The following is a 25,456-nucleotide window of genomic DNA, read 5'->3' on the forward strand; positions in this document are numbered from 1 at the left end:
GGGGTGTCCTTAATGGCTACTTGCTGAGGTTGGCGAGGCGTTCGGGGCTGAGGAGCTCCTGGAGCTGCACGTCCGTGAGGAGGCCGTGTTCCAGGACCAGTTCGGCTACGCCCTTGCCTGTTGCCAGGGCTTCCTTGGCGATGGCGGTGGCGGTGGCGTAGCCCAGGTGGGGATTGAGGGCCGTGACCAGGCCGATGGACTGTTCCACCGTGCGGCGGAGGTGTTCGGTGTTGGCGGTGATGCCCCGGATGCAGCGGGCCGTAAGGGTGCGGCACGCGGCTTCCAGGTGGGAGATGCTCTTGTGGAGGCTGTGGACGATGATGGGTTCGAAGGCGTTGAGCTGGAGCTGCCCGGCTTCGGCGGCCATGGTGATGGTGACGTCATTTCCGATGACTTCGTAGGCCACCTGGCTGACCACTTCCGGGATCACCGGGTTGATCTTGCCGGGCATGATGGAGGAGCCGGACTGGACGGCCGGGAGGTTGATTTCGCCGAATCCGGCGCGGGGGCCGGAGGAGAGCAGGCGGAGGTCGTTGCAGATCTTGGACAGCTTCACGGCCACGCGCTTGAGTACACCGGACAGGTGGACGAAGGCGCCCACGTCCTGGGTGGCTTCGATCAGGTCCGGTGCGGTCACCAGCGGCAGGCCGGTGACTTCCGCCAGGTGGCGGCATGCTGCTGCCGCATAGCCGGCGGGGGCATTCAGGCCGGTGCCGATGGCGGTGGCGCCAAGGTTGATCTCGTGAATTAGCAGTTCGGCCTCGGCGAGGCGCAGCCGGTCTTCGCCGATGGTGATGGCGTAGCTGCCGAATTCCTGGCCCAGGGTCATGGGGACCGCGTCCTGCAGCTGGGTGCGGCCCATCTTGACCACGGTGCGGAATTCCAGGGCCTTCGAGGCGCAGGCCTCCTCCAGTTCCGCCAGCGCGTCCAGCAGTTCCCGCGCAGCGAAGATGGTGCCCAGCTTGACCGCCGTGGGGTACACGTCGTTGGTGGACTGGCTGAGGTTGACGTGGTCATTGGGGTGGAGGCGGGCGTAGTCGCCCTTGGGGTGGCCCAGGATTTCGAGGGCGCGGTTGGCGATGACCTCGTTGGCGTTCATGTTCGACGACGTCCCGGCACCTCCCTGGATGACGTCCACCACGAACTGGTCGGCCAGCTGTCCGTCCAGGACATCCTGGCAGGCCTGCTCGATGGCGTCCGCGCGTTCGGCGTCCAGCAGGCCAAGTTCGCGGTTGGTGCGGGCGGCGGCCAGCTTGACCGCTGCCAGTCCGCGGACCAGGTGCATGTTGGACGAGAGCTTTTGGCCGGTGATGGGGAAGTTTTCCACGGCCCGGAGCGTGTGGACGCCCCAATAGGCGTGGGCGGGGATGTCGCGGTCGCCGAGCAGGTCGTGTTCTGAGCGGCTCGGTGCTGGGGCGGTTGTCTCGACGGTGGTCATGTGTCCTTACGGGGCTTCGTTGACGGGTGTGGACAGGAAAGGTTCGGAGAGGAAGCCGGTGGCCTGCAGCAGGCCCACCTGGCGGCCTCCGCCGAGGACCGGGGCGGTTGCGAGGGCAGCCAGCGGAGCGGTGTCCACGCCCAGTGCCTCCAGCAGCTTGACGGTGGCCGGCATCCGGGCGCGGTCGCCGCCGTCGGAAATCTTCACGCCCACGGACCGGCCATCCGCCAGGCCCACCAGCTGGACGCCTTCAAAGCCGTCCTTCGCCACCGCGCCTGGAAGCAGGCGCATCAGTTCGGTGACGTCGCGGCCTTCGCCGGCCACCATCTCCGGGTGCTGCTGCATGGCGAGGCCGACGGCGGCTTCGGCGTCGTGTGCACCAACGCCGGCGTCGTCCTCCGCGGCGGCGCGGGCAATCAGCCCGAAGGCGCGGGCCATGCCGGACAAGGTCAGGGCAAACAGCGGTGTTCCGCAGCCGTCGGTGCTGAGGCCGAGCGGCTCTTCCCCGGCCAGTTCGGTAACGGTCTCCGCAACCAGCCGCTGCAGCGGGTGCGACGGATCCAGGTAGCCCTCGACGGGCCAGCCGTTGATGACGCACGTGGCTGCCATGGCAGCGTGCTTGCCGGAGCAGTTCTGGGTGAGCTGCGTGGAACGGCCCCCGGTGCGCAGCCATTCTTCGCGCTCGCTTGCGCCGTAGGGGAGATCCCTGCTGTTGCCGAAGTCGCTGACGCTGAGCCCGTGCTGTTCGAGGATCCGCAGCGCTCCCTGGCGGTGCATTGCGCCGCCCGAGTGGCTCGCGGCGGCCAGGGCCAGGAGGTCTGCCGGGAGCTCGAGGCCGGCGCGGACCATGGCGACGGCCTGGAGCGGCTTGAGGGAGGACCGGGGGTAGAACGGCGCCGAGGGTGCGCCTGCCGCCGCTGCCATAGTGCCGTCCGCTTCGAGGGCGATGGCCGATCCGTAGTGGATGCTTTCCACCAGTCCGTCACGGGTGGCGGTGACCAGGGGAGCGTGCTGCGGAAGCAGCGCAGCAGCGTCGCGGGCAGCAGAAAGCACAGGGGAGGGCATGGATTCCTTGGGTGGGGTACTTGGTTGTGGCTAGTTGTTGAGGATGGAGTCGAGGGCCTGGCCCACGGCGTGGAGGTGGTAGGCCATTGCCTTGCGCGCCGCTTCCGGGGAGCCGGCCTCTATGGCGGCGAGGATCTCCTGGTGTTCCACGTCGGAGGCGTGCTGCCTGTCTGCCACCATGTTCAAGGTTTCGGACTGATGCGCCAGGGCTCCGCGGATGTCCGCCACCACGCTTGCGAACACCTTGTTTCCGCTGGCGCCGGCGATGGCCGCATGGAAGGTGGAGTCCAGGGCAACCCAGGATTCCGGATCTGTCTCGGTGGCCATGGCGGCCACCAGGTGGCGGAGGGTTTCCAGCTCCTCCTCGGTGCGCCGTTCGGCGGCCAGCCCGGCGGCAGGGACTTCGATGTGCGGCCTGGCTTCGGTCAGGTCGCGGGCGGAGTACTGGCCGAGCATGAGGTCGTTGGCCACCTTGTCCGCGACGACGAACGTCCCCTTCCCGGTCTTGGTGACCGTCAGGCCCAGCGCGGTGCAGGAGCGCAGGGCTTCGCGGATGACCGAGCGGCTTACCCCGTACTGCTGCGAGAGGCTGGCCTCGGAACTGAGCTTGCTGCCCACCGGAACCAGGCCGGACTCGATGTCCTGCCGGATCGCGTTGAACACCGCTTCGGCAGCGCTGAGCCGCGCAAGGGGTGCAGGCTGTCCTGCTGTCCGGCTGTCTGACAGGTTCACGCTTTAAATATGGCAGGGGTCACAGCGCGTGTCAATGTAGGGCCGCCGTCGCTATTCTTTTCCTCTGCCCGGCCCGTTAGCCTCCTGCTATGGACGAATACTCGGAGGAACTCGTCAACCTTGCATTTATGGCACTGGATCACGCCATTGATTCGGTGGTCTCGTCCGGCACGGACCTGGTCCCGTTTGTCATCCGGGAGCATGGGGGGCAGCGCAGCCTGCAGCGTTATCTTGTGGATGGCCAGCTTGAGGCAGGTGTTGCGGCCGCCCGGGAGTCGGTTTTGCAGGAACCGCTGCCAGATCGCGTCGCCCTTGCCTGGGACGGTTTCATGACAACGTCGGAGGGGCGGCAGGAGGCCGTCTTCGTTGAGTCCTACGAGCAGGGCACGCCCGCCGGGTTCATCATGGCGCAGCGGTACCAGCGGGCCGGATTCCTCAGGAAGAAGCGGGAATCGGTAGGCAATCCCGCCCTGGTGGAGAAGAACACCGCACCGCTCTTCTAGCGCTCGTCTATCTCAGGGGTAGGATCGGCACGCTCGTACCGGAAATGCTGTGTACGGGTGCCCTCTGGCCGGAGTAGGCTTCTGGTGACGACTAACCGCCACGTTCGTACCTGAGGAGGCTTCCCACGCGTTCCTTTTCCGAGCAGCTCGCCGCCGAGGTGCGCGCCCGGCGCACGTTCCTCCGCCTGACGCAGCAGGACCTCGCCCACATGGCAGGCGTCTCCGAGCGTTTCGTGCGCTTCGTGGAGCAGGGCAAGCCAAGCGTCCAGCTGGATTCCCTCGTTGCGCTCCTCGAAACCCTTGGGCTGGAGCTGCAGATCGCCACGCGCACCAGCCAAGCCGTACGTGCGGTCGCCGGTCCGGAGAGCAGCGCCGAGCAGTGAGGCACCGCATCGCGGACATCTACAAGGCCGGCGTGCTCGCTGCCCGGCTCGAAAGGCACGACGGCGGCACGCGGTTCAGCTACCTGCCCGCCTACCTCCGAACCGGGGGACCCGCCGTCGCGACTTCCCTGCCGCTCACCAGCGAACCGGTGCTGTCCGCGGCAGGGGCCGCCCCGCCCTACTTCACCGGCCTGCTGCCCGAGGGCCGGCGCCTTAATGCGCTGCGGCGGTCCATCAAGACCAGCGCTGATGACGATCTCTCCCTGCTTATCGCGGCCGGCGCCAATCCTGTGGGTGATGTGCAAATCGTGGGCCACGGGGAGCCGCTGGATCCGGATGACCATGCGGTCCGGGTTGATCCAAAACAAGCCGTGGATTTCGACCAGCTGCTGGGCGACCCCGATCTGATCGACCCGGTGGCACTGGCCGGGGTGCAGGACAAGCTGTCGGCCGGAATGATCTCGGTGCCGGTGGCCGGCGCCGGTCGCCAGTTCATCCTCAAACTCAACGCCCCCGAGTTCCCGCATGTGGTGGAGAACGAGCTGGTGATGTTTCGTTACGCGGCCAAGCTGAGGATTCCGCTGAGCCGCGTCCGGCTGATGCATGATGTTGCGGGCCGCCCGGGGCTGCTGGTGGAGCGCTTCGACCGCGTTCCCGTGCCCGGCGGCGGATCGGATGGGGTGCGGCGGCTGGCCGTCGAAGACGGTGCGCAGGTGCTGAAGCTCTATCCGGCGGACAAGTACAACGTCAGCTATTCACAGGTCTGCCGCGCGCTCGCGGACCACTGCACGGCACCCCTTCCGGCCCTCAGGAACCTTGCCATCCAGGGCGCCTACGCGTGGCTGACGGGAAACGGGGACCTGCATGCCAAGAACGTCTCGATGGTCCAGCTGCCTTCCGGCGAGTGGACCATCGCGCCCGTCTACGACATCCCCTCCACAGTGGTCTACGGCGACAAGACTCTGGCGCTGGCCATGAATGGCAAACGGACCGGGATTTCCCGCCGCCACTTCCTGGGCTGGGCGACGGAGCTCGGACTCACCGGGCGGACGGCTGCCCAAGTGCTGGAGATTGCCTTAAAGGCGTCAGGACCGCTTTTGGCGGACCTGGAATCCGGGACGGCTTTCCGCGGCCTGAACGGGGCCGGACAGAAGAATAACGACGACGGCGGCTCGCCGTTCCCGGACCTCGTCACCAGGGCGTGGGTCAAGGAGTTGAAGCACCGGAGAAGACTGCTGGAAGGCTGATCCGCGCTGCGGGCTGACCAGATGTGGCGCGGGGCCTGAGATCTCAGGAGCCGGACGCATGGTGGGGCCGGACAATGACGAAGACGGCCAGGGCCGCGGCTTGGATGACGGTCAGGGTAACGGCGAGGGCGAATATTGACCGTTCGTACAGAAGTCCGATGAGGACGCTCCCGGCCAGCCATGCGATGCCGTAGCAGGCGGTGAAGATACCGTAGGCACTGCCACGCCGTCCTGTAGGTGCCAGTTCGGAGACGGCTGCACGCATGGTGCTTTCCTGAACGCCCATGGCGGCTCCCCACATCAGCACACCCGCGACCGCCAGTGCGGTGTGGTTGCTGAAACCGAACCACGGGATGGCCGCTGCGAGAAGTGGGAGGGCGATGAGGACCTTCAAGCCGATTTTGTCGTAGAGCCAGCCGGATGCCAGAGCTGCCACGGCATCGACCGCCATGGCTACCGCATAGAGGACAGGCACCACGGCAGGCGGCAGGAGCCCGGTGGCTACGAGGTGGAATGACAGGAGCCCGAACGTTGCATAGCCGAACATAGTCAGGCTGCTGAATGCTGCGTACATCCAGAATTGCCGGGGAATCCTGGACGACGCCTGGGGAGTCGCCACTGCCGGACCCGGGGTGGCTGATCCCGAGTGGCTGACGGAGCCGTCGGGGGGCTGGTGTTGTTCATAGAGGGACGGGTCAGGGACGCGTTTACTGAGCCAGACGAGGAGCAGCATTGCTGCCACTCCGGGAAGAGCAAGCAGGAGGAACCCCGGGCCGTAGCTGCCGGAGAGCGAGAAGGCCACACCGATCAGGAGCGGGCCGAGGAAGGCTCCCGCCTGGTCGAGGGCTTCGTGGAAAGCAAAGGTCTTGCCGCGGCCCAGCCGGGTGCCGGCTTCCGCGAGCATGGTGTCCTTTGCCGGGCTCCGCACGGCTTTGCCCAGGCGCTCCATCAGGACGAGCAGGCAGGCAATCCACAAGGCGCTGGTGATCCCCAGAAGGGGCACCGAGAGCGCGGTGAGTCCGTAGCCCGTGAGCGCCAATGCCCACCTTAGCCGGGGCCGGTCCGCCAAGCGTCCGAAGACCGGGCGCAGAACGAGGGCGACTGCCTCACCGGCGCCCGTGATGACACTGATCAGGAGGGCCGAGGCGCCAAGCGCGCCCAGGAAGGGGCCAGTGACGCTCCTGGCACCTTCGTAGACCATGTCCATCAGAGCGCTGACAACGCCGAAGACCAGAATGAAGCGGAAGGCCGTCAGCGGCGGTCCCGCCACCCTCCGGCTGCCGGCGTTGCCGGTGGTGCTCTTCACGCTGGGAGGCCTGGTCGTGTCAGGTCCTGAATCATTCATGGCGAGCGTCGGCGAGGACTCTCTGGACCTGCCAGGCTAGAGGTGCTGGATCCCGGCCCGTTGCATGGCGTCCTTGTAAACATCCACGTTCTTGGCCAGGAGCTCTTCCTGTTTCGTTTCGGAAACGGCGAAGGCCCGTCCTCCCAAGGCGGTGGCCTTGTATATCTTGATGCCGCTGTTTTTCAGGGACTGGTGGTAGGTCTTCTCGAAGAGGGTGAGGAAGGTCGATGCATCGGTACCGTGGGCGATGATTGCCGAGACCCGGGAGTTGATCTTCAGGAACTGCCGGAACGGGCGCAGACCGTCCGTTTTCTCCTGCACATTCAGGGCGGAGGGCATGTCCGGGTCGCGGACCCAGGGATAGGCGTTCCACGGCATCACATAGCGGGGATCGAGTTCCGCCAGTTCATAGATCTGGGTGGCGCGGCGGGCGGCCTCGTCGTCGTTGTAATGCGAGACGAAGCCGGACTCGGTGCCCTTCCCGGGGCTGACCTGCAGGCTGACAATCCGGCACTCATCCTCGTCATGCACAGGGTCGATATAGGGGACGACAGACCCTGGCTTCTTTTCCATCAGTTCATCGCACAGCTGCGTGACCTTGGCAATGTTCGGTTCCTGTAGCAGGGCCTTTTTCTCGTCCCAATCAATCGTCACGATTTCTCCCTCAGCAGCAAGGCGTCCAGAATCAGGCGTCTTATGCCACTCTACGCTTCCGGGCTGAAGGGTGGGCAGGGGAAGTTCTCTCTCCCTTGTGCGCGGAGCACGCTAAAGAAGGCATTTCCGGTGATCCTTAGCGTGCTATGTCCTCACGCCGTCAGGGATTGCCTGTGGCGGGCGCGCTTGGCTGCTTTGGCCCGTCGGTGGTGTTTTCGGCGATGGCGCCACGGCAGCCCGTCAAGTGCCGGCCCGGATGCCGGCCCCGCGCTCACTTGCGTGCCAACTGTTGCGGTGTCGGCCAGTGCTGTGTCAGATAGGGGGTGTATTAGCCGGGGCGGTGCCCGGCAGCGGCGGCGCTGTGGAGTGGTAGGTGTGGCCGGTGGGGGTTTGGAGTTCCACTGTGTGACGCTGTCCAGGTTTGGTGATTGGTGTGGCGGTCCAGCCGGGTGTTTCCTTGGTGTGGTTGCAGGTTTCGCAGAGGCCTTGGCCGTTGGTGCTGGTGGTGGGTCCGCCCTGGTGCCAGGAGATGATGTGGTCGTGGTGGCGGATCGGGGCGTCGCAGTAGGGGGTGCGGCAGGTGTTGTCGCGGATCTGGAGGAAGCGGCGGATCCCGGGCGGGAAGAGCCGGGCTTTGGAGTCCATGGCCAGGAGGTCCCCGGCGCCGGGGGCGGTGTAGAGCCGGCGGAGCCAGACCTGATATTGGGCATCGTCCGCGCCGCTGGCAGTCTTGGTTGCCGGGCGTGCTGATCCTGAACCCAGAGATCCGGCACCCGTGAATCTTGGACCAGCCGCTCCAAGGCCCGCTAACTTCGAGCCGGCCGCCGAGTCGAGGACTGCTTTTCGGGCCCAGTGGGCGGGGACGGTGCCGTAGCCGGTGAGGCGGGCGGGTTCGCTGTCGCCCTGGAGGAGGGTGCGGTCGGTCATGACGAGCTGGACTTCGATGCCGCTGATCCCGGCCGGGGTGCCGGTGACGCGTTCAACGAGTTCATCGGCCATGATCGCGCCCCGGGACCGGTCATCCCCAGCGGACTTCACCGTGTCCGCGTGGCGGGTCAGGGCCGCGTAGGCGGCGACGCCCTGGCTGACCGGGAGGAGTGCGGTCAGGTAGGTCATGGTGTCAGGCGCCGGCCGCAGGCTGACGCAGCGGTCCGTGACGGCACGGGAAGCGCGTTTAGCCACCGAGTGGGGGTCGCGCCGGTACGCGGCGGCGCGGACGGCGGCGGTGATGGCCCGGTCCCCGGCGCCGACCAGGGCGCCGGTGTCCGCGGCGATCTCCTCGTCCACGGCGCACCGGTCTGCGGCGGAAAGGCAGGCCGTTTCCTTCACGATGAGGGTGGCGCGCCATTCGTTCAGCTGCCCGGACCGCAAAGCGGCCAGGGTGCGGGGCATCTCGGTGGCCAGGGCGTTTGCCAGGCCCAGGAGCCTCGCGCCGCGGGCAGGGGGCTCCCGCCGCGCCAACGCAATTTCCGCCGCCACCCCGGTACCCTGTTCAGCGGCCGGGACACCGGCGGCGGCCTGCTCCCGGCGCCGGGTGAGGTCGAAAGCCGCGGCGATTTCGGCCTGCTTCGCGGTAGCCGCAGATTTCAGGTCCTCGAGTCCGCGGAGCTGGTCGATCATACCCGGGCCGTCAACGGCGGGACGGACGGCAGCCAACGCGCGAAAGGCATCGGCAACGCAAGGCCGCGCAAGGCCACCCGCCTCCAGCCCCGCAGCTGCCTCCAGCCCTGCTTTCGCCGCCAGGCCCGTTGCCGCTGTCGTCGCCGCTTCCATAGACAAAGTCTTCCAGCAGGGTGTGCCAAAATCCGGTCCGCCGGCGCGTATGTGGATAACCAAGGCAAGCCCCGCAGGCCGTACGGGCACAGGCCGTGCTGTTGAATGAGGATATGGAGTTCACCAAGAAGGGCCTGAAAGCGGAGGGCTTCGCCGGCTTCCGGCCAATCGGCGCGCTCGATGCCATGCGGATCCCCCAGGGAACCGGGCTCTTCGCCGTGCTGGCACCGGAAGGGTTCCAACCCCGCTTCCTCCAGAAAAGCACCGCCGGCGTCTTCAAGAAGAAGGACCCGTCGCTCCCCGAAGCAGCCCTGGCCGCCGAATGGGTGGACACCGCCGCGGCTCTTTACCTGGGCAAAGCCGGCCCCGGCAGTAAAGGCAACCGCGGCCTCAGGAGGCAAATCCAGGAGTTCCTGGACTTCGGGCAGGGCAAGCCGCCGGGGCACTGGGACGGCCGCCTGGTCTGGCAGCTCGCAGACGCCGAAATGCTGGTCATCGCCTGGAAGGAACTCCCCGCGGAACAGCTCACCACGGCCGAGGCGGACTATCACTCAGCCTTTGTTGACGTGTACGGCAGGTTGCCCTTCGCAAACCTCGTGAGGGCCCGCGCCAAAGGTTAGAAGGACCCGGAACTAAGCCAATCCGCCGTCGTAGGTAAAACGTCCGGCAAGCATCGTGGCCGCCACCGGCATCGCGACGAACTCCCCGTCCGGCACAGTCAGCGGATCCCCGTCCAGGAGCACCAGGTCAGCGGCGTCGCCAACACACACACGCGAGCGGCCCCGGGCGGAAGCCAGGAGGGCCTCCTCCCGCGTGATGGCTTCCTGCGGATGCCAGGGCCCGCGCCCGTCGCTGCGTGCCCGCAGGACAGCGGCGGACATCGCCAACCACGGTTCGAGCGGCGCCACCGGTGCATCCGAACCCAGCAGCAGCGAAGCCCCGGCATCGAGCAGTGACCGCAGCGGAAAGGCGCGGTCCGTCCGCCCGGCCCAGTTGGAATCCGCGGCGTCCCGGTCATCCAGTGCGTGGACCGGCTGGACGCTGGCCGCCACCCCCAGCGGCCCGAAACGCGCAAAGTCCTCCCGGCGGACGAACTGGGCGTGCTCGATCCGGCCGCCAACACCTGCACTTTCAAATGCATCAAGGGCCACCTGGTTGGCCGCATCCCCGATGGCGTGGACGGCGGGAACAAACCCCGTGTCCCGCGCCCGCCCCAGCAACGCCGCCAGCTCGCCAGCACTCACCGTTAGCAGCCCGCACCCGCCGAATGGGTAGGGATCCACGCAATAGGCAGTCCTGGTATTAAGGGAACCGTCAATGAGCACCTTAAGCGGTCCCACGCTCAGCAACCCGCCGCCGCCGTCGACCTCCTGCCCCGTCCGCATGCCTTCGGCCACGGCACGCTCAAGGTTCGCCGGATAAACACCGGCCTCCACCCGCAAAGCGTCAAACCCGCCGGCGATGCGCCGCAGCCACGGGTCCCGGTTCCACGTCATCTCAAAATCCACCACGCCCACCACGCCGCGGGCAGCAGCCGCCCGGGCGGCGTCACGGACCCAGCCATCCAGGACCGTGTCCGGCAGCCGCCCCAGCTCCCGGGTCAGGGCAAATGCGGGCTCCTCGCGCAGCAAACCAGAAGCCTCAACCCGCACTCCATACCGGCTGGCCGCGGCCGAGTTGAGCCATACGCTGTGCAGGTCGTGGCTGACCAGCGCCGTCGGCTGGCTGCCGGTGGCGGAATCCAGCAGTGCCAGGGAGGGCTCGTCCGGCCACAGCGCGTCCCGGAAGCCGACGCCGACGGCGGTCACCGACGGGTCGGCTCCGGACAAGAAGGAACGGACGACGGCGGCAGCTTCCCGGGCGGTTCCGGCAGCCGAGAGGTCAATACGGTTGGCGTGCAGCGCCCACTGGGTCATGTGGACGTGCTCATCCCACAGCCCCGGAATCAGGTGGCGCCCTTCCGCATCAATCACGGGGGCGGCGGAGGGGAATTCCGCAGCAGCCCCGATCCGGCTCACGCGGCCGCGGCTGATATGCACGCTGACGGGAGCGTCGTCCCCCGGTATCCGCACGTTCTCCAGGACAAGGTCGCTCATGCGGAACCGCGGAGCCGTTCCATCTCGCGGCGGTCCTTCTTTGTGGGCCTGCCCGCACCCCGGTCGCGCTGCGGCAGGCCAAGTGCCGGGGCAACCGGTCGCGGCGGCGTGTGGTCGGTGAAACAGTGGGAGGCCGCCTCGGCACCAACACGCTTGGCAATCAGCCGGCGCACTTCAAGGATGCGTTCGTAGCCGGACATCCGCACCGTCACGGTGTCGCCCGTGACCAGCGTCGCGGACGCCTTGGCCGGGCTGCCGTTCAGGCGGACATGGCCGGCGCGGCAGGCGGCGGTGGCGGCAGAGCGGGTCTTGTAGGCGCGGATGGCCCACAGCCACGCATCAATGCGGACACTGGCAGGGGAGGAAGGAAGGCTGGTCATGGCTGGCACCGAGTATAGCCCCGGCTCCATGGCGCAGAGGCCAGGCCGGCCAAACGGTTACTCCACGGTCACGCTCACCCGCTGCACCACGTTGTTGCCCAGCCCCTGGTAGTTCCAGTTCTGCTCCAAGGGCTGGGTTGCGCCGGTTTCATCCGTTGCGCGGCAGGAAAGCTCGTGCACGCCCGGGTCCGCCACCCACGGCATGGTCCACTTCCGCCACGCGTATCCGCCGGCCGGCTTCTCCAGGTGCGCGGGCTGCCAGGTGCCGTCGATCCCGACTTCCACGCCGGTGACCGCGCCCTTCCCGGACCAGGCCCTGCCCTGCAGGAGCACCGGCCCGGGCTTCAGGAGCCGCTTGCGGGTGAAGAAGTCCGGGATGCCCGGCGGAACCATCAGCGAACGCACCCTGATCCGCGAAACGGGAGTGCCGGCGTCGTCCGCTGAATCCTGGTAGCGGTACGCAACCTCCTGCTGGTAGCCCCGGAAGGGGGCCGTGACCACCTCAACGGATTCCAGCCACTTCACGCTGGCCATGCCGTACCAGCCGGGCACCACCAGCCGGAGCGGATATCCGTGCTGCGGCGGCAGTTCGCTGCCGTTCATTTTGTACGCGAGGACGACGTCGGGACGCATCGCTTCATGGATGGGCAGGCTCCGCGCGTAGCGCTGGGGGACGCCGCCCTGGACACCCTGGTCCGATCCTGTGAACACCACCTCGACAGCGTGCGGCAGGACGCCCGCCTTGCCCAGGAGATAGGCGAGCGGAACCCCGGTCCAGTGCGCGGTGCCGACGCCCTCCATGATCCACGGCTGGCTAAGCGGCCGCGGATTCAGGAGGGAGCGCCCGTTCCCCGCGCATTCCAAGGTGACCGGCACCGTGATGGCCGGGTCCCTGCGCAGGGCCGCCATGCTCAGTTCCAGGGCCATCTCAACCGCGCCGCCGATCCGGAGGTGCCACGAGGAGGCATCGACGTCAGGGATATCGAAATGCGTCAGCACGTAGTGGAGCCCGGGCGGAGTGATGTCCCGGCGGAGCGCCTCCAGCGGCATGGAGTGGTTGCGCGCACCCAGCTGGAGTTCCTCCGGGGTGAGCGGGCCCGTGGTGGGCGCGGCCGAGGGCGGCGCCGGACGCCCCGCCGCTGTGGCCGGACCGGAAGACTGCTGGTTCGTGTAGGTCTGTTTCATGGCGCTGCGACTCTTTTGACTGGGATTCTGCTCGGCGGGCTGGAAGCGCCCTTGCCTCAGGTCTACGCCCGCCCCGCCCGCCCGTCAACGGAGAGGCGCCGCCCGGGAGCGCAGGGGCTAGAGCTGCGGACGCGCCAGGAACTCGGCCAGGCTGATCGGGTCCTGCCCGGTGAGGCCATGGACATCGGGCGAAATCCCTGCCATCTCCCCGGCGGCAATGGCTGTATACGTGCTCACCCATGCGTCCACCTGCCAAGGCGGGGCGCCGTAGGACGCCCGGGATGCGTGCGCCTCCTCCACAGTCTCCGGATGGTAGGTGATGGTCCGCCCGGTTTGTTCGGTAATGATCCCGGCGGCCTGTGCCAACGTCAGTTCCTCCGGGCCGGTCAGATTGTAGGTGGTCCCCTTGTGGATGGCGGGGTCGCGCAGCACGGCAACGGCGCAGCGGGCAACGTCCTCGCGGGCAACCCCGGAGAAGACCCCGTTGCCGGCCGGACCGCGGATCACGCCGTCCTCCCCGGCCAGCAGCGGCAGGAAATCAAGGTAGAGGTTGTCCCGCAGGAACGTGAACTCCAAACCGGACGCCCTGATGTGCTCCTCAGTGGCGTAATGGTCCCGGGCCAGCGTGAAGGCGGCATCCGGCGCCGCGCCATAAAAGGACGTGTACACCACATGCTCCACGCCGGCGGCGGCAGCCGCATCCACGAAGCCGCGATGCTGCTGCACCCGGTCCTCGGTTTCCGCAGCAGACACCATGAACAGGACTTTCACTCCCTCGAGGGCGCGCCGGGCGGCTGCCGAATCCTCATAGCTGCACACGTCAGCCGTGGCGGCGTCCAGCTCAGGGGCGCGGGCGGCATCGCGGACCAGCAGGCGCTGGGCGGAACCCAGCCCGGCAAGCTGCCGCGCCACCATTCCGCCCAGCCCGCCGGTGGAACCCGTGACGGCTAAGTCCGGGAGTTCGGAAGCCACCGGCCGCCTATGCTTCCCGTTTGGCCGGGGACTTGGTCTGGGCGGGATCGCGCTCGGCCAGCGAACCGATGGCGTCATCGATCTTCTTCAGGACCTCCGGTTCAAGCTTCACGCCTGCAGCGCCCACGCTGTCCGCGATCTGCTCGGGGCGGGAGGCGCCCACGATGGCTGAGGCAACGTTCGGGTTCTGCAGCACCCAGGCCACCGCCAGCTGCGGCATGGACAGCCCGGCTTCCTCGGCAATGGGCTTGAGCTCCTGGACGCCGGCCAGGACGTCGTCGCGCATCCAGCGCTCGATCATCTTGGCTCCGCCCTTCTCATCCGTGGCGCGGCTGCCTTCGGGGGCGGGCCGGCCCGGAAGGTATTTGCCGCTGAGGACGCCCTGGGCCATGGGCGACCAGACTATCTGGGACACGCCCAGCTCCTCCGACGCCGGCACAACCTCCGCCTCGATGACCCGCCACAGCATGGAATACTGCGGCTGGTTGGAGATCAGCTGGAAGCCGAGTTCCTTGGACAGGGCGTGGCCTTCACGCAGCTGCTCCGCGGTCCACTCGCTGACGCCGATATACAGGGCCTTGCCCTGCCGGACAATGTCCGCGAACGCCTGCATGGTCTCTTCAAGCGGGGTTTCGAAGTCGTAGCGGTGGGCCTGGTAGAGGTCCACGTAGTCCGTTTGGAGCCGCCGGAGGGAGCCGTTAATGGACTCCATGATGTGCTTCCGGGACAGGCCAAGGTCATTCTTGCCCTTGGGACCGGTGGGTCCGTAAACCTTGGTGAAGATCTCGAGGGATTCGCGGCGCTCGCCCTTCAGGGCTTCGCCCAGGACGGTTTCCGCAGCCGTATTGGCATAGACGTCGGCGGTGTCGAACGTGCTGATGCCGGCGTCAAGGGCGGCGCGCACACACTGCGAGGCGACGTCGTTTTCAACCTGCGAGCCGTGCGTGAGCCAGTTGCCGAACGTGATTTCCGAGACTTTGAACCCGCTGTTTCCGAGGTATCTGAATTCCATGGGTTTCACGCTAGCCCAGATGGTTGCTCAGGGTAAGGGCTGTCTACCCTTTGAAGCGGAGCCCGTTCCTGGACCCTTGCCTGTTTCCGCTGCCGCCTTGCTGATGTGCGCCGGACCGGACAGGGACAGCAGCGAGCCGGTGTCCAGCGGAGCCAGGGGGCGGGGGACCTGCGGCTTCTTGAAGGACCGCGGCAGCTCGTGGGAAGGGCGGCTGTTATCAAGCGCGGACTCCACCAGCGGCGCCACTTCCGCCACCTTTTCAGCCGGCACTCTTGGATCAGGAAGATCGCGCACCGAGAGTTTTATTTGCGGCTTTGCTGCACGCGCCCTCGCCTTTGCGCGGGCGTCCGCATCCGCGACGGCGGCGGCCCAGTCCTCCGTCAGGACGGGCGGTTCGCGGCGGGCGGCAGCCAGCGCAGGGTGGTGTTCGACGGCGGTGCGCAGCGACGACTTTACGTGGGCGGGTTTCAGCGCGGTGCGCCAACCACGGGGCGTCTTCCCCGGCCGGCGGCGGAAGGCCCGCACGAGCAGTCCGGCGCGTGGCCGGCGCGCTGCGGATGCCGCGCCAGCAGCGTCGTCGGCCGTGCCCGGCCGGCTACCGGCAGGCCCGGTCAAGCGCACCAGCGGGAGTGATTCGTTTCCGGTGCCCCTGCCGAACAGGGCCAACAGCAAAACGGCGGCGAGCCGGCCTAGTCCTGCCAGGACCAAGGTGATGACCCCCAGCAGGAAGAGGACCAGGAACATCAGGAAGGCGACTCCCACGGTGCCCAAAAAAGTCAGGTTGAGGATGAGCGTATCCGGATTTTCCACGTCATCTCTCCTCTCTGCCTGCAGCGGGGCCGGGGGCGGCACCACTCTGCCTGCGCGCCGGCTCCTTCTCCACCTTACGGATTTTTGCGGGGCCGTGCCGCCGGGTGCCCGGCTGCTTCCCTGGTTGTAGCAAAGCTGTTACCCATGTGGCAGCATCGGTTGGATGACCGAGTCCAGGGACCACGAAAACTGCATGTGCCTGTCCGGAGAGCCGTACGCACAGTGTTGCGGGCGGTTCCACCGGGGCGCGGCGGACGCCGCCACCGCGGAGCAGTTGATGCGCTCCCGGTACAGCGCGTTCGTGCTCCTTGACGGTGACTACCTCCGGCGCACCTGGCATCCCCGGACAGCGCCGGCGGAGCTGGAACTGGACCCGGGGATGGAATGGCGGCGCCTGGATATCCTTTCCACGTCCCGGGGCGGGCCGCTGGATACCGAAGGGACCGTGGAGTTCAAGGCCTACTATCGGCACGGCGGCGAACGCGGGGTCCTGCATGAGAACAGCAGGTTCATCCGGGAACATCGGCGGTGGCTCTATCTGGACGGGAAGATGCTGGCCTGACTACTCGTCGTCGTAGTCGTTGTCCGGCGTGAAGCCGGCGCGGTCCACCTTCCGGTGGAAGTGCATGCCCGCGAGTCCGCCCAGTACTGCACCTACCAGGGCCACCAAGGCAACCACCACGGCGGCAATGATGCTGGTGGTGGTCAACTGGCCTTCATTGACGGGGATGCGCGGGAAGCTGTTCAGGTTGGCCAGGACGTTGAACTGCTGTCCGAACACGAGGCCAAGGATGGAAACGAGTACTGCCACGATCAGCGCCCAGATCCACACCATGACGCCCTGCTTGGCGCCGTTGAAGCGCGCCATTCGCCCTGCCACGTAGCCGCCGCAGTAGTAGGACAGGAACAGGATGACCAGCAGGACAATGATGCCCACCAGCCCCACCGTGCCCTGGTTCCGGGCAGCCTGGTTGACTGCCTCGTTGACATCCGTGTTGGTGGCAAGGCCAACAGCGGTTCCGGCCGCCGCCACAAGGGCTGTCAGCAGGACGGCCATGCCGGTGGCCGTGAGCCAGCCGAAGAACGCGGAGCCCACCTTGATGCCGCCGAACCGTTCCTTTTCCCGCGCGACGGCGGTCTGCCGGTCAGTGAGGTTCGGATCAACAGCAGCGGCAGGCGCCGTGGGGACGTAGTCCCGCTCCGCATGGGCGCCGGCCGGTCCTGTGTGTTCCGCGGGCATGCGGTCGTACGTGGAGGTGGGGGCTGCATCGCTTGCCGGCACCTGTTGGTAGGCGCGCGTGGGTTCGCCGCCGGCGGTATCGCCGCGATGGCTTCGGTTCCGGTCAGCGTCCTCCCGGGCTCGCCTCGGGGGCAGGTTGTCTGGGTCTGTTGAGCTGCTCATGGATCAACTCAACCATCGGCCCGGAGGGATAGCAAGGATGCTTACTATTTTGTGACCTGCAGTTCTACCGGTATCTGCGGTGCAGGTTGTCCTTTTGGGAGGGGCCGGGAGAGGCGTCGGCAATCCACGGACCCGTTCCTTCAGACTGGTCCAGCACGCCTTCCTCCAGCCAGGTGTAATCTCCGGCGAGGACCTTCCGCGTGAGGGCATGGTCGCCGTCGTCCGTGTTACGCCACAGCTGGTCGAAGTACTCGTCCACGCGCACCCTGGCCTGCTCGCAGTACGCCTCAGCGAGCTCGTAGGCGCTGGCGGCCTTTTCGGGAGCGGTGTGGAGCAGCATCTCCGCCCTGGCACAGCAGGCCGTCATGGCGAACAGCTCGGCGCCGATGTCCACCACCCTGCCCAGGAACGCCTGCTTCCTTTCGAGCCTGGCCTGCCAGCGGCCCATGGCGTAGAACGTCTGCCGTGCAAGGCGCCGGGACGAGCGCTCCACGAACCGCAGCTGCTTGGCCAGCCGGCCGAAGTCGCTGTACGAACGCGGGTCCATGCCGGCTCCGGCCACCAGCTTGGGGAGCCACTTGGCGTAGAAGCCGGAAGCGCCGACGGCGGCCTTCGCCTTATCGGACAGGCTTGCGTCCAGGGATGCCAGCTCGCCCGCGGCGGCCAGGTGGGCGTCCACCGCTTCCCGGGCGATCAGCAGCCGCATGATCTCCGAGGAACCCTCGAAAATCCGGTTGATCCTCAGGTCCCTCAGCTGCTGCTCGGCCGGGACGGCGCGCTCGCCGCGCGCAGCCAGGGAATCGGCGGTCTCAAAGCCCCGGCCGCCGCGGATCTGCACCAGTTCGTCGGCAATCCGGCAGCTGATTTCAGTGGCCCAGAGCTTGGCCAGGGCGGCTTCAATCCGCACGTCCTTTTGGCCGGCGTCCGCAAGTTCGGCCGAGAGTTCGAACACCGCATCCAGGGCGAAGGCGGAGGCCGCGATGAAGGCGATCTTCTTGCCCACGGCCTCGTGCTCGCCCACCGGCCTGCCCCATTGGGTGCGGGCGTTGGACCATTCCCGGGCAATCTTCAGGCTCCACCGGCCGGAGGCGACGCATAGCGCCGGCAGCGCGAGGCGCCCGGTATTGAGCGTGGTCAGTGCGATCTTCAGGCCCTGGCCTTCGCGCCCCAGCCGGTTGGCAGCCGGCACGCGGACCTGGTGGAACCGGGTGACGCCGTTCTCAATCCCGCGCAGGCCCATGAACGCATTCCGGTTCTCCACGGTGATGCCCGGCGAGTCCATCTCCACCACGAACGCGCTGATGCCGCCCTTGTGCACGGTGCCGTCCGCGTCCGTGTGGGCAGGGACCACGGCCATCACCACCACCAGTTCCGCAACCACCCCGTTGGTGGTCCACAGCTTGACGCCGTCCAGGAGGTACGCCTCGCCGTCGTCCGTTGGCGTCGCCGTGCTGCCCAGCCGGGCGGGATCGCTGCCCACATCCGGTTCCGTCAGCAGGAAGGCGGTGATGGCCCCGGCGGCGCAGCGGGGCAGGTACTCGCGCTTTTGCTCAGGGGTTCCGAAAACCTTGACCGGTTCCGGCACTCCGATGGACTGGTGGGCCGAGAGGAGGGCGCCGAGGCTTGGATGCACGCTGCCCAGGAGCGCCAGGGCACGGCCGTAGTAAACCAGGGAGAGCCCCAGGCCGCCGTATTCCTCCGGGATCTTCATCCCGAAAACGCCGAGGTCCGCCAGGCCCCGGATGTACTCGTCCGGGATCTTGGCCTCGCGCTCGATCACCCGGCCGTCCATGGTGCGGGCGAACCCGGTCAGGCGCTCCATGAATGCTTCGCCCCGCTCCACGGAGGCAGGATCGGGGGTGGGCCAAGGGTGGACCAGCCCGAGGTCGAAGCTGCCCAGGTAGAGTCCCTTCGCGAAGCTTGGGCGCTCCCAGCCGGTTTCCCGGGCGGCCTCTGCCACGGCGCGGGCGTCCTGGGCTGTGGCGCCGGCACCTAGTTTTCCGGCGGGAACGGGGGTCTCCCCGGGGTGCGCGTCCGTTGCCGTTGCGGTGGAAACGGGGAGGCCGGTGGCGGGGCTTGTTGCGGAGGTGCTGTCAGTGGCGGAGCTCATGGGTTATCTCCTTGGCCGGAATGGCCGGGTGTAGCCATGGATCCGCCGGGTTGGAGAACCCTTCAGCTGTCCCTCAAGATTACCCGCGGGTAGGTTCCGGTGCTAGGGGAGTGCTGGGCCTGGAAATCCCCGGAAACATCCACCGTCGTCGCGTGGTGCACCAGCCTGTCCCAGCCTGCGTTGATGCCGTGGACCACGGCCAGGAGGATGGTGGAAACCACGGTCCAGCCCAGCTTTCCGATCCCCAGCAGCACCAGGGCAACCAGTCCTGCTGCCAGGACGAATGCTGCCAGGACAACCGCGAACACCAGGGTGCCCGCGAAGACCAAGGTGGCGGTTTCAACTGAACTGAGATCGAAGTGCATTGAGTCCCCCTGCTGCGACGTTGCTTTGGTTGAGATCAGTAGCAGAAGCGTAGGGTGGGACCTCTCCGGCCAGCCATAGCCGCCGGGCCGGAAGTAGCTGTTGGTATGGGATCGAAACACTACGGCCGGGTAGGTCACGAAGCGGTCGCGGCGCCTGCGTTAACCTTGTAGTTGGCAGTTTTCGATCCAAGCCGCCGCCCCGCCCCCGCAAACAGCCCAAGGAGAGTGTGTGCCCCGCTCCGCCAGGTCATCCGCTGACGCCATCAGCGCCCGGCTCCGGGACCTCGAACTCCTGACCAAAGGACCTGCCTGGGCCTTGACGCGCTCGGCGCCCTGGGTGATCGCGGTGCTGCAGGCATCCTTCACCCGCACCCGCCCCCAGCTTCCGCTCGAGGAGTTCCACGCCGACGTCGACTCCTTCCTTGAGGAGCTGCGCAGGCAGGATCCCGGGCTGGGCGGCGGCGCCAACGGAAAGTCCTTTGGCGACGAGTGGACGCGCCGGCAGTTCCTGACGCGGCGGAACCAGTCCGGCCAGATCGTTTACGAGGTAACGGAACCGGCCGCCCGTGTGCTCGCCTTCCTGGACAGCCTCTCCAGCGAACGCTCCACCCTCAACGGGTCGCGCCTCGGCACGCTGCTGGGCGACGTCGAGAAGCTCGCCAACGAAACCAACCCGGACCAGAGCGCCCGCCTCGAGTCGCTGGAAGAGGAGATTGAAGAACGCCAGCAGCTGATCCAGGACATCAGCTCCGGCGAGTTCGACGGCCTGCTGGACGACGACCAGGCGGTGGAAGCCGCGGGCAACATCCTGGACCTCGCCGCGAGCCTGCCGGCCGACTACAAAAAGATGCGTGACCGGATCGAGGAACTGGTGGGCGGGCTGCGCAACCAGATCATCGAGGAGTCGCTCACCAAGGGCGCCACCATGGCCCAGGTCCTGGAAGCGGACAAGCGCCTCCGCCAGAGCCCCGAGGGCAGGACCTTCCGTTCCTTCACCGCGTTCCTCGAGGACCCGCAGCAGCAGCTGAGGTTCCGGTCCGCGATCGGCGAGGTCCTCAGCCGGCAGTTCGCCGACGACCTCTCGCCCGAGGACCGGGAAACGCTGAAGAACCTGGTGGCCGAGCTTCGCCAGCAGCACAGCCAGATCCAGCGGATCTACGGCAAGCTGAGCGAAAGCCTCAACACGTACGTGCAAAGCGACGACTTCCGCCAGTCGGTCCGGCTCCGCCAGGTCCTCCGGGAAGCCGAGCAGGCCATCCGGTCCCTTCCGTACGAACGGGAACGCCCCGGCCTGGTCCGCGGTCCTGTCCTCTTCAACGCCGGGTTCGAGTCGCTGTCCATGGTCAAGCTCTTCGACCCTGACGAGTTCGCAGCTCCGCCCAAACTTGCGGACCCTATCGCCTTCAGCGATGCCGACCGCGTGCGCTCGCCGAGGACCGGCAAGGCCAAGCCCGAGGTGGTGCGCGCGGCCATGGCCGGCGCCGCCACGCTTTCCGAAGCCTGGCAGCAGCTGCCCCCGGAAGAGCAGCACATCAACACCATCCGGGCGCTCCTCTCCCACGCCCTTCACGCCGGAGCGGGCTTCGACAAGGAAGCCCTCGACGCCCTGGACTTCGAACAGATAGACGGAACCTCACGCAGGGCCTACCTGCCGCTGGTCACGCTTCCAAAGGATTCACGATGACTGAAGAAATGACCACGACGGCGGCCCCGGAGGCAGAGCGCGGCGAAGGGGCGGCGTCCGGTGCGGAGCGGCCTTTCGCCGTCACCCCGCGCGATACGTTCGTCGACGGTGCGGCCCTCTTCCCGGGTGATACTGGCGTTCTCCCGATGAAGGTGCGGCAGGCACTGGTGAAGCTCCTCAAAGGTCCGTATATCGACGGCGGCCGGGACGAGAAGCTCTGGACCGTCCTCCTGGACAACCAGGTGATCCTGCGCAGCCGGTTGTCGGAGCTGTTCCTCACCATGGAACTGGACCACGAACGGAAGATCGCCGTCCTGCGGCCGGTGGACCCGGACGCGATCGGGGGCAGCGCCCGCTCCAGCATCCTCCGGCAGCAGCGTGCGCTCAGCCGGGTGGAGACCATTGTGCTTCTCCGCCTGCGCCTGCTGCTGGACCGGCATGTCACCGCGCAGACGGACCCCACCATCACGCGCGAGGAGATCGCCGACCTCGTGGCGCACTACCAGCCCGCGGGCCAGCAGGACGCGCTCCGGGATTCGGACGTGGTGAACAGGGCCATCACCAAGCTCCTCGCCCGCCAGCTACTCCTGCCCACGGGCCTGGAGGACGTCTACACCATCTCCAACGCCCTGCCCCTGGCCCTCCCCTTCGAGAACATCGGCGACATCCCGGCCCAAATAGAAGCCTTGGTGGCGGCGACCACAGATCCCGCGGGCACCGAGGCATTAATAGAGCTGGACTCGGATCCGGCGGCTGACCCCGCCGGGACCGGGGACGCAACCGAAGTGGAGGATGCCCGGTGAGCATCGCGAGCATGCTGCCGATGGGCGAGCTGACGAACCCCGGCCAGATGCGCCTTGCCCTGGTGCAGGTGGTCAACTGGGGCACGTTCCACGGGGCGCACACGATGCACGTGGACCGGAACGGCACGCTGCTGACCGGCAACTCAGGTGTAGGCAAGTCGACGCTGTTTGATGCCATGCTGCGGGTTTTCGACGCCCGGCCGAGGTCCAACGAGGCCGCCGCCCAGCGGTCCGGCGGTGCCGTGGAGGACAAGCGGACCACGTTTACGTACATGCGCGGCAAGGTGGGCGACAAGGCCGTCGGCGAGGGCTCGGCGAGTGCCTTCCAGCGGCCCGGGGCCACCTGGTCCGCCGTCGCCCTGACGTTCGACAACGCCGCCGGCACGCGGGTTACCGTGTCTGCGCTGTTCGACCTGCCCAAGAACGGCACTGAGTCCAGCGTGGGACGGTTCTACCTGGTCGACCACCAGCCGCTGGACCTGGAGGCGCTGGAGGGCATCGCGGACAAACGGTTCACCAAGGCTGCCCTGGAGGCGATCTTCCCGGACGCCCAGGTTTTCGATGTCCACAAGGCGTTTGCGGAACGGTTCCGCCGGCTGCTCGGCATCAACTCGGACCAGGCCCTACCGCTCCTGCGCGTGATCCAGGCCGGCAAGGGCCTGGGCGGCAGCGTCAACACGTTCTTCCGCGACCAGGTCCTGGACGCCCCGGCCACGCTCGCGGCAGCGGACGACGTCGTGGAGGAATTCAGCAACCTGATGTCCATCCGGCAGCGGCTGGAGGACGTCCGGCAGCAGCGGGACCAGCTCGCCCCGGTTCCCGGGCTCAACAAGGAGTATGCACAGGCACTGCTGGACGCGAACCGGCTGCGGGACCTGGCAGGCGAAGAATTCGAGGCCTACAAGCAGCAGCTGGCCGTCACGGTCCACGAAAAAACGCTGCTCCGCTTCAAAGAGCTGGCGCAGGCGAAGGCCAAGGAGCTCGGCGCCGAACGAACGGTCCGGGACGGGCTGGCCAAGGAGCTGCGCCAGCTGGAGGCGGACTACAACAACCAGGGCGGCAACGCGATTTCCGCCATTGAGCAGTCGCTGGAGAACGCGCGCGTGGGCCTGAAGCTCCGCGAGCAGGTGGAGGAGGCGGCGCGCCAGGCATTGGCCGACGCCGGCCTGCAGCTGGAGTGGACCTCCGGCGGCTGGGAACAGGCGCACGAGCAGGCGGCCGCGAGGTCGGCAGAGCTCAAGGACGATTCCCAGGCCCTGCAGGAGCTGCGCTTCGAAGCGTTCGACGCGCACGCCACGAAGAAGCGGGAGCTGGCCGCAGCCGAGCAGGAGCTCGTCTCGCTGAAGACGCGCAAGTCGCTGCTGCCGCCGTCGAGCATTGAAAACCGCGCAGCGATCGCCGCCGCCACCGGCATACCCGAGGACCGGATGCCGTTCGCCGGCGAGCTGATGGACCTTGCCGAGGGGGAGGAAAAGTGGCGCCCCGCCGCCGAGCGCGCGCTCCGCAACCTCGCCACCACGCTCCTGGTGCCCGGTGCCCACTTCGCTGCCGTGACCCGCTACCTCAACGACCACAACGTGCGCGGAGCATTGCGCGCGGTTGACGTGTCCAGGCCGCTCTCCGGCGGTGCGCTGGCGCTGGAGGACGTGCACGACGGCGACCTGCTCACCAAGCTGGACATCCTCACCACGGGCGTCGCGGCCGAGGCAGGTTCCTGGATCCGTGAGCGGATCGCGCTGGATTTCGCCTATCCCTGCGTAGAGGATCCGGACGAGCTCGCCGGGCTGGACCGTGGCCTCAGCCTGGGCGGCGTGGTGAAGCGCAACCGCCACACGGTGGAAAAGGACGACCGCTTCACCAGCCGGCAGGACTACGTCCTCGGGTTCGACAATGCCGCCAAGCTGGAACTCGTGGCCGGCCAGGTGGAGGACCTGCGGCAGGAGGTTGCCAAGGCGGCTGAGCTGGCGCAAAGCCGGGAAGACTCGCACCAGGGCATGAGCCGGCAGCTGGAGGCCCTGCGCCGGATCGCGGAGGACCACCGTTCGTGGGAACAGGTTTCGGCGGAGGTTGCTGCCGAGGAGCTTGCCCGGATCGAACAGCGCCTCAAGGATGCGCTGGCCGCCCAGGCGGACCTCGAGCCCCTCCGCGCGGCCATCGAAGAAGTGCGGCAGAAGCACCAGTCCAGCACCGAGGCCGCCGCCGTCCTGCAAAGCGAATACAAGTCGCTGGACCGGCAGCTGACCGCGGCGGATTCACTGCTGGAAGCCGCACGCAACCGCCTGGCCCAGGCGCCGCCGTCGGACGCTACCGTCAGCGCGCTGGAACCGTACTTTGCCGGCTTCGGCGACGTTACTGAGATGCACGAGCTGGACAACCTGGCCAACCGGGTGCGGACCGGACTGCTGGGGGAACTGCACGCAGCGGAGTCGCGCGGGCAGGCGACGGCCGAGCGGCTCACGAGGATTTTCGAGGGGTTCGTCCGGGAGTGGGGGAGCGCCATCTCCGCGGACCATGGCACCTCCATTGGCGCCGCGGGTGAGTTCGAGACCCGCTACCACGCGATCGTGAGCGACGGGCTGCCCGCCCAGGAGGCGGAATTCCGGCAGTTCTTCAACCAGCGCACGCACGAATCCTTCAGCACCCTCCTGCACCTGCTGGACGAGGAACGCCGCTCCATCACCAGCCGCATCCTTCCGCTGAACGGCATCCTCTCGCAGGTCAACTTCCACGAGGGCAGCTTCCTGGAGCTGGACATCAAGCAGACGCTGCCGCCCACTGCCAAACAGTTCAAGGACGCCATCCAGAGCGCGCTCAAGGCGCGCCACACCCGGCCCGCCCGCGCGGACGCCTCCAAGGCGGAGGGCCAGGGCCAGGAGAGGGACGACGACGCCGAGCTCACCGCCCGCTACAAGTCCCTGGAAACCCTGGTGAAGCGGCTGGGCTCACAGGCGCCCGAGGACAGGCGCTGGCGGGCCGAGGTGCTGGACGTGCGCGGCCACCTGTTCATCCAGTGCAAGGAACACCGCGAGGTTGCAGGGCCGGCGTCGGGCAAAAAGGGCGGCGCCAAAAAGTCCGAGGTCTTCATGCACGCGGACACAGGATCCATGTCCGGCGGTGAACGGCAGCGTTTCACGGCCTTCATCATGGCCGCGGCCCTGAGCTACCAGCTGGGCATCGCCGAGCAGGGTTTCACCACCTACGGCACCGTGATGATGGACGAGGCATTCGTGCTGGCGTCCGAGGAGTTTGCGGGCGCCGGGATCAAGGCGCTGCACGAGTTCGGGTTCCAGCTGCTGCTGGCTGCGCCGGAGAACGTCATCGACCTCTCCCGGCACCTCGGTTCCGTCACCGAAATCCTCCGCGACAAGCGCACCAACCGCTCCGGCGTGCTCACGGCGCCTGTCATCAAACCGCGGCCGGGCGAAGAAGGCGCCTGGCGCTCCGAAGCGAACCCGGTGGACATCGTCCTGCGCTGACGGCACGCTCTCTCACTTAAT

23 protein-coding genes are annotated in these 25,456 nt (G+C 67.4%); 8 read left to right on the forward strand and 15 right to left on the reverse strand.

Translation table 11 applies throughout. The features are described from left to right. Positions 1–16: 16 nt before the first annotated feature. From GK109_RS10870 to GK109_RS10880, 3 genes are read right to left on the reverse strand one after another with little or no spacing between them, the layout of a single operon-like run. Complete coding sequence (locus GK109_RS10870; RefSeq protein ID WP_157240375.1) at positions 17–1,438, reverse strand: aspartate ammonia-lyase; 1,422 nt, start codon at positions 1,436–1,438, stop codon at positions 17–19. Between the two features lie 6 nt (positions 1,439–1,444). Next, positions 1,445–2,503, reverse strand: coding sequence for an asparaginase (locus GK109_RS10875; protein WP_157240377.1), 1,059 nt, complete (start codon positions 2,501–2,503; stop codon positions 1,445–1,447). Between the two features lie 30 nt (positions 2,504–2,533). After that, positions 2,534–3,235 (reverse strand): FadR/GntR family transcriptional regulator, encoded by a 702-nt coding sequence (locus tag GK109_RS10880; RefSeq protein WP_321214728.1) that lies wholly within the window; start codon positions 3,233–3,235, stop codon positions 2,534–2,536. Between the two features lie 89 nt (positions 3,236–3,324). Here GK109_RS10880 and GK109_RS10885 point away from each other — a divergent pair, with 89 nt between their 5' ends. From GK109_RS10885 to GK109_RS10895, 3 genes are all read left to right on the forward strand, one after another. Further along, a complete protein-coding gene (locus GK109_RS10885) occupies positions 3,325–3,738 on the forward strand; it encodes a hypothetical protein (RefSeq protein ID WP_157240379.1) in 414 nt (137 codons plus the stop codon). A 110-nt stretch (positions 3,739–3,848) separates the two neighbouring features. Continuing rightward, positions 3,849–4,121, forward strand: coding sequence for a helix-turn-helix transcriptional regulator (locus tag GK109_RS10890; RefSeq protein WP_157240381.1), 273 nt, complete (start codon positions 3,849–3,851; stop codon positions 4,119–4,121). After that, a complete protein-coding gene (locus tag GK109_RS10895) occupies positions 4,118–5,368 on the forward strand; it encodes a type II toxin-antitoxin system HipA family toxin (protein ID WP_370460539.1) in 1,251 nt (416 codons plus the stop codon). The genes GK109_RS10890 and GK109_RS10895 overlap by 4 nt, the downstream gene beginning before the upstream one ends. 43 nt (positions 5,369–5,411) lie before the next feature. Here the strand turns inward: GK109_RS10895 and GK109_RS10900 are convergent, their stop codons facing one another. The 3 genes from GK109_RS10900 to GK109_RS10910 all read right to left on the reverse strand — a co-directional run bounded on the left by GK109_RS10900 (position 5,412) and on the right by GK109_RS10910 (position 9,140). Next, the gene (locus GK109_RS10900) at positions 5,412–6,674 is read right to left on the reverse strand and encodes an MFS transporter (RefSeq protein WP_321214725.1); all 1,263 of its coding nucleotides are present in this window, start codon (positions 6,672–6,674) and stop codon (positions 5,412–5,414) included. A gap of 75 nt (positions 6,675–6,749) precedes the next feature. Further along, positions 6,750–7,367: a uracil-DNA glycosylase gene (locus GK109_RS10905; RefSeq protein ID WP_323058239.1), complete on the reverse strand. Its 618-nt coding sequence runs from the start codon at positions 7,365–7,367 to the stop codon at positions 6,750–6,752. A 312-nt stretch (positions 7,368–7,679) separates the two neighbouring features. Then, the gene (locus GK109_RS10910) at positions 7,680–9,140 is read right to left on the reverse strand and encodes an HNH endonuclease signature motif containing protein (protein WP_157240382.1); all 1,461 of its coding nucleotides are present in this window, start codon (positions 9,138–9,140) and stop codon (positions 7,680–7,682) included. Positions 9,141–9,253: 113 nt separating this feature from the next. On the opposite strand from GK109_RS10910, the gene GK109_RS10915 reads away from it, so the two are divergent. Then, positions 9,254–9,760, forward strand: coding sequence for a hypothetical protein (locus GK109_RS10915; RefSeq protein ID WP_157240384.1), 507 nt, complete (start codon positions 9,254–9,256; stop codon positions 9,758–9,760). A gap of 12 nt (positions 9,761–9,772) precedes the next feature. On the opposite strand, the gene GK109_RS10920 is transcribed toward GK109_RS10915, so the two are convergent. From GK109_RS10920 to GK109_RS10945, 6 genes are all read right to left on the reverse strand, one after another. Then, the gene (locus GK109_RS10920; RefSeq protein ID WP_157240386.1) at positions 9,773–11,236 is read right to left on the reverse strand and encodes an amidohydrolase; all 1,464 of its coding nucleotides are present in this window, start codon (positions 11,234–11,236) and stop codon (positions 9,773–9,775) included. After that, positions 11,233–11,616, reverse strand: a complete 384-nt coding sequence (locus GK109_RS10925) for an RNA-binding S4 domain-containing protein (protein ID WP_157240388.1) — start codon at positions 11,614–11,616, stop codon at positions 11,233–11,235. The genes GK109_RS10920 and GK109_RS10925 overlap by 4 nt, the downstream gene beginning before the upstream one ends. Positions 11,617–11,673: 57 nt before the next feature. Then, entirely contained in the window at positions 11,674–12,801 is a 1,128-nt protein-coding gene (locus GK109_RS10930; protein ID WP_157240389.1) for a sulfite oxidase, read from the reverse strand. Positions 12,802–12,918: 117 nt separating this feature from the next. Continuing rightward, complete coding sequence (locus GK109_RS10935; protein WP_370460540.1) at positions 12,919–13,773, reverse strand: SDR family oxidoreductase; 855 nt, start codon at positions 13,771–13,773, stop codon at positions 12,919–12,921. A 7-nt stretch (positions 13,774–13,780) separates the two neighbouring features. Continuing rightward, complete coding sequence (locus GK109_RS10940) at positions 13,781–14,785, reverse strand: aldo/keto reductase family protein (protein WP_157240392.1); 1,005 nt, start codon at positions 14,783–14,785, stop codon at positions 13,781–13,783. 27 nt (positions 14,786–14,812) lie between these two features. Then, positions 14,813–15,595, reverse strand: a complete 783-nt coding sequence (locus GK109_RS10945) for a hypothetical protein (RefSeq protein ID WP_370460541.1) — start codon at positions 15,593–15,595, stop codon at positions 14,813–14,815. A 163-nt stretch (positions 15,596–15,758) separates the two neighbouring features. Here GK109_RS10945 and GK109_RS10950 point away from each other — a divergent pair, with 163 nt between their 5' ends. Continuing rightward, entirely contained in the window at positions 15,759–16,157 is a 399-nt protein-coding gene (locus GK109_RS10950; protein ID WP_231754844.1) for a YchJ family protein, read from the forward strand. Here GK109_RS10950 and GK109_RS10955 read toward each other — a convergent pair whose 3' ends face one another. The 3 genes from GK109_RS10955 to GK109_RS10965 form a co-directional block, all read right to left on the reverse strand. Beyond that, on the reverse strand, positions 16,158–16,997 hold the full coding sequence (locus GK109_RS10955) for a YrzE family protein (RefSeq protein WP_157240394.1): 840 nt from the start codon (positions 16,995–16,997) through the stop codon (positions 16,158–16,160). It abuts the gene before it with no gap. Between the two features lie 64 nt (positions 16,998–17,061). After that, positions 17,062–19,107, reverse strand: a complete 2,046-nt coding sequence (locus tag GK109_RS10960; protein ID WP_157240396.1) for an acyl-CoA dehydrogenase family protein — start codon at positions 19,105–19,107, stop codon at positions 17,062–17,064. 62 nt (positions 19,108–19,169) lie between these two features. Beyond that, positions 19,170–19,472: a hypothetical protein gene (locus tag GK109_RS10965; protein ID WP_157240398.1), complete on the reverse strand. Its 303-nt coding sequence runs from the start codon at positions 19,470–19,472 to the stop codon at positions 19,170–19,172. Between the two features lie 229 nt (positions 19,473–19,701). Here GK109_RS10965 and GK109_RS10970 point away from each other — a divergent pair, with 229 nt between their 5' ends. Genes GK109_RS10970 through GK109_RS10980 form a run of 3 tightly spaced genes read left to right on the forward strand, consistent with a single transcriptional unit; the run spans position 19,702 to position 25,435 of the window. Continuing rightward, positions 19,702–21,156, forward strand: coding sequence for a DUF3375 family protein (locus GK109_RS10970; protein ID WP_321214716.1), 1,455 nt, complete (start codon positions 19,702–19,704; stop codon positions 21,154–21,156). Beyond that, a complete protein-coding gene (locus GK109_RS10975; protein ID WP_157240400.1) occupies positions 21,153–21,959 on the forward strand; it encodes a DUF4194 domain-containing protein in 807 nt (268 codons plus the stop codon). The genes GK109_RS10970 and GK109_RS10975 overlap by 4 nt, the downstream gene beginning before the upstream one ends. Beyond that, positions 21,956–25,435 carry an ATP-binding protein gene (locus GK109_RS10980; protein ID WP_370460542.1) on the forward strand — a complete coding sequence of 1,160 codons (3,480 nt, stop codon included), beginning with the start codon at positions 21,956–21,958 and terminating at the stop codon, positions 25,433–25,435. The genes GK109_RS10975 and GK109_RS10980 overlap by 4 nt, the downstream gene beginning before the upstream one ends. Positions 25,436–25,456 lie beyond the last annotated feature (21 nt).

The sequence above is a fragment of the Pseudarthrobacter sp. GA104 genome, from assembly GCF_009741265.1.
Classification (GTDB): Bacteria; Actinomycetota; Actinomycetes; order Actinomycetales; family Micrococcaceae; genus Arthrobacter.

What these genes read in the sequence shown, in the direction of transcription:
- GK109_RS10955 (WP_157240394.1), bottom strand. Translation starts at nt 16,997, where the DNA reads ATGAGCAGCTCAACAGACCCAGACAACCTGCCCCCGAGGCGAGCCCGG.
- GK109_RS10910 (WP_157240382.1), bottom strand. Translation starts at nt 9,140, where the DNA reads ATGGAAGCGGCGACGACAGCGGCAACGGGCCTGGCGGCGAAAGCAGGG.
- GK109_RS10930 (WP_157240389.1), bottom strand. Translation starts at nt 12,801, where the DNA reads ATGAAACAGACCTACACGAACCAGCAGTCTTCCGGTCCGGCCACAGCG.
- GK109_RS10875 (WP_157240377.1), bottom strand. Translation starts at nt 2,503, where the DNA reads ATGCCCTCCCCTGTGCTTTCTGCTGCCCGCGACGCTGCTGCGCTGCTT.
- GK109_RS10920 (WP_157240386.1), bottom strand. Translation starts at nt 11,236, where the DNA reads ATGAGCGACCTTGTCCTGGAGAACGTGCGGATACCGGGGGACGACGCT.
- GK109_RS10885 (WP_157240379.1), top strand. Translation starts at nt 3,325, where the DNA reads ATGGACGAATACTCGGAGGAACTCGTCAACCTTGCATTTATGGCACTG.
- GK109_RS10950 (WP_231754844.1), top strand. Translation starts at nt 15,759, where the DNA reads ATGACCGAGTCCAGGGACCACGAAAACTGCATGTGCCTGTCCGGAGAG.
- GK109_RS10870 (WP_157240375.1), bottom strand. Translation starts at nt 1,438, where the DNA reads ATGACCACCGTCGAGACAACCGCCCCAGCACCGAGCCGCTCAGAACAC.
- GK109_RS10940 (WP_157240392.1), bottom strand. Translation starts at nt 14,785, where the DNA reads ATGGAATTCAGATACCTCGGAAACAGCGGGTTCAAAGTCTCGGAAATC.
- GK109_RS10925 (WP_157240388.1), bottom strand. Translation starts at nt 11,616, where the DNA reads ATGACCAGCCTTCCTTCCTCCCCTGCCAGTGTCCGCATTGATGCGTGG.
- GK109_RS10975 (WP_157240400.1), top strand. Translation starts at nt 21,153, where the DNA reads ATGACTGAAGAAATGACCACGACGGCGGCCCCGGAGGCAGAGCGCGGC.
- GK109_RS10915 (WP_157240384.1), top strand. Translation starts at nt 9,254, where the DNA reads ATGGAGTTCACCAAGAAGGGCCTGAAAGCGGAGGGCTTCGCCGGCTTC.
- GK109_RS10965 (WP_157240398.1), bottom strand. Translation starts at nt 19,472, where the DNA reads ATGCACTTCGATCTCAGTTCAGTTGAAACCGCCACCTTGGTCTTCGCG.
- GK109_RS10960 (WP_157240396.1), bottom strand. Translation starts at nt 19,107, where the DNA reads ATGAGCTCCGCCACTGACAGCACCTCCGCAACAAGCCCCGCCACCGGC.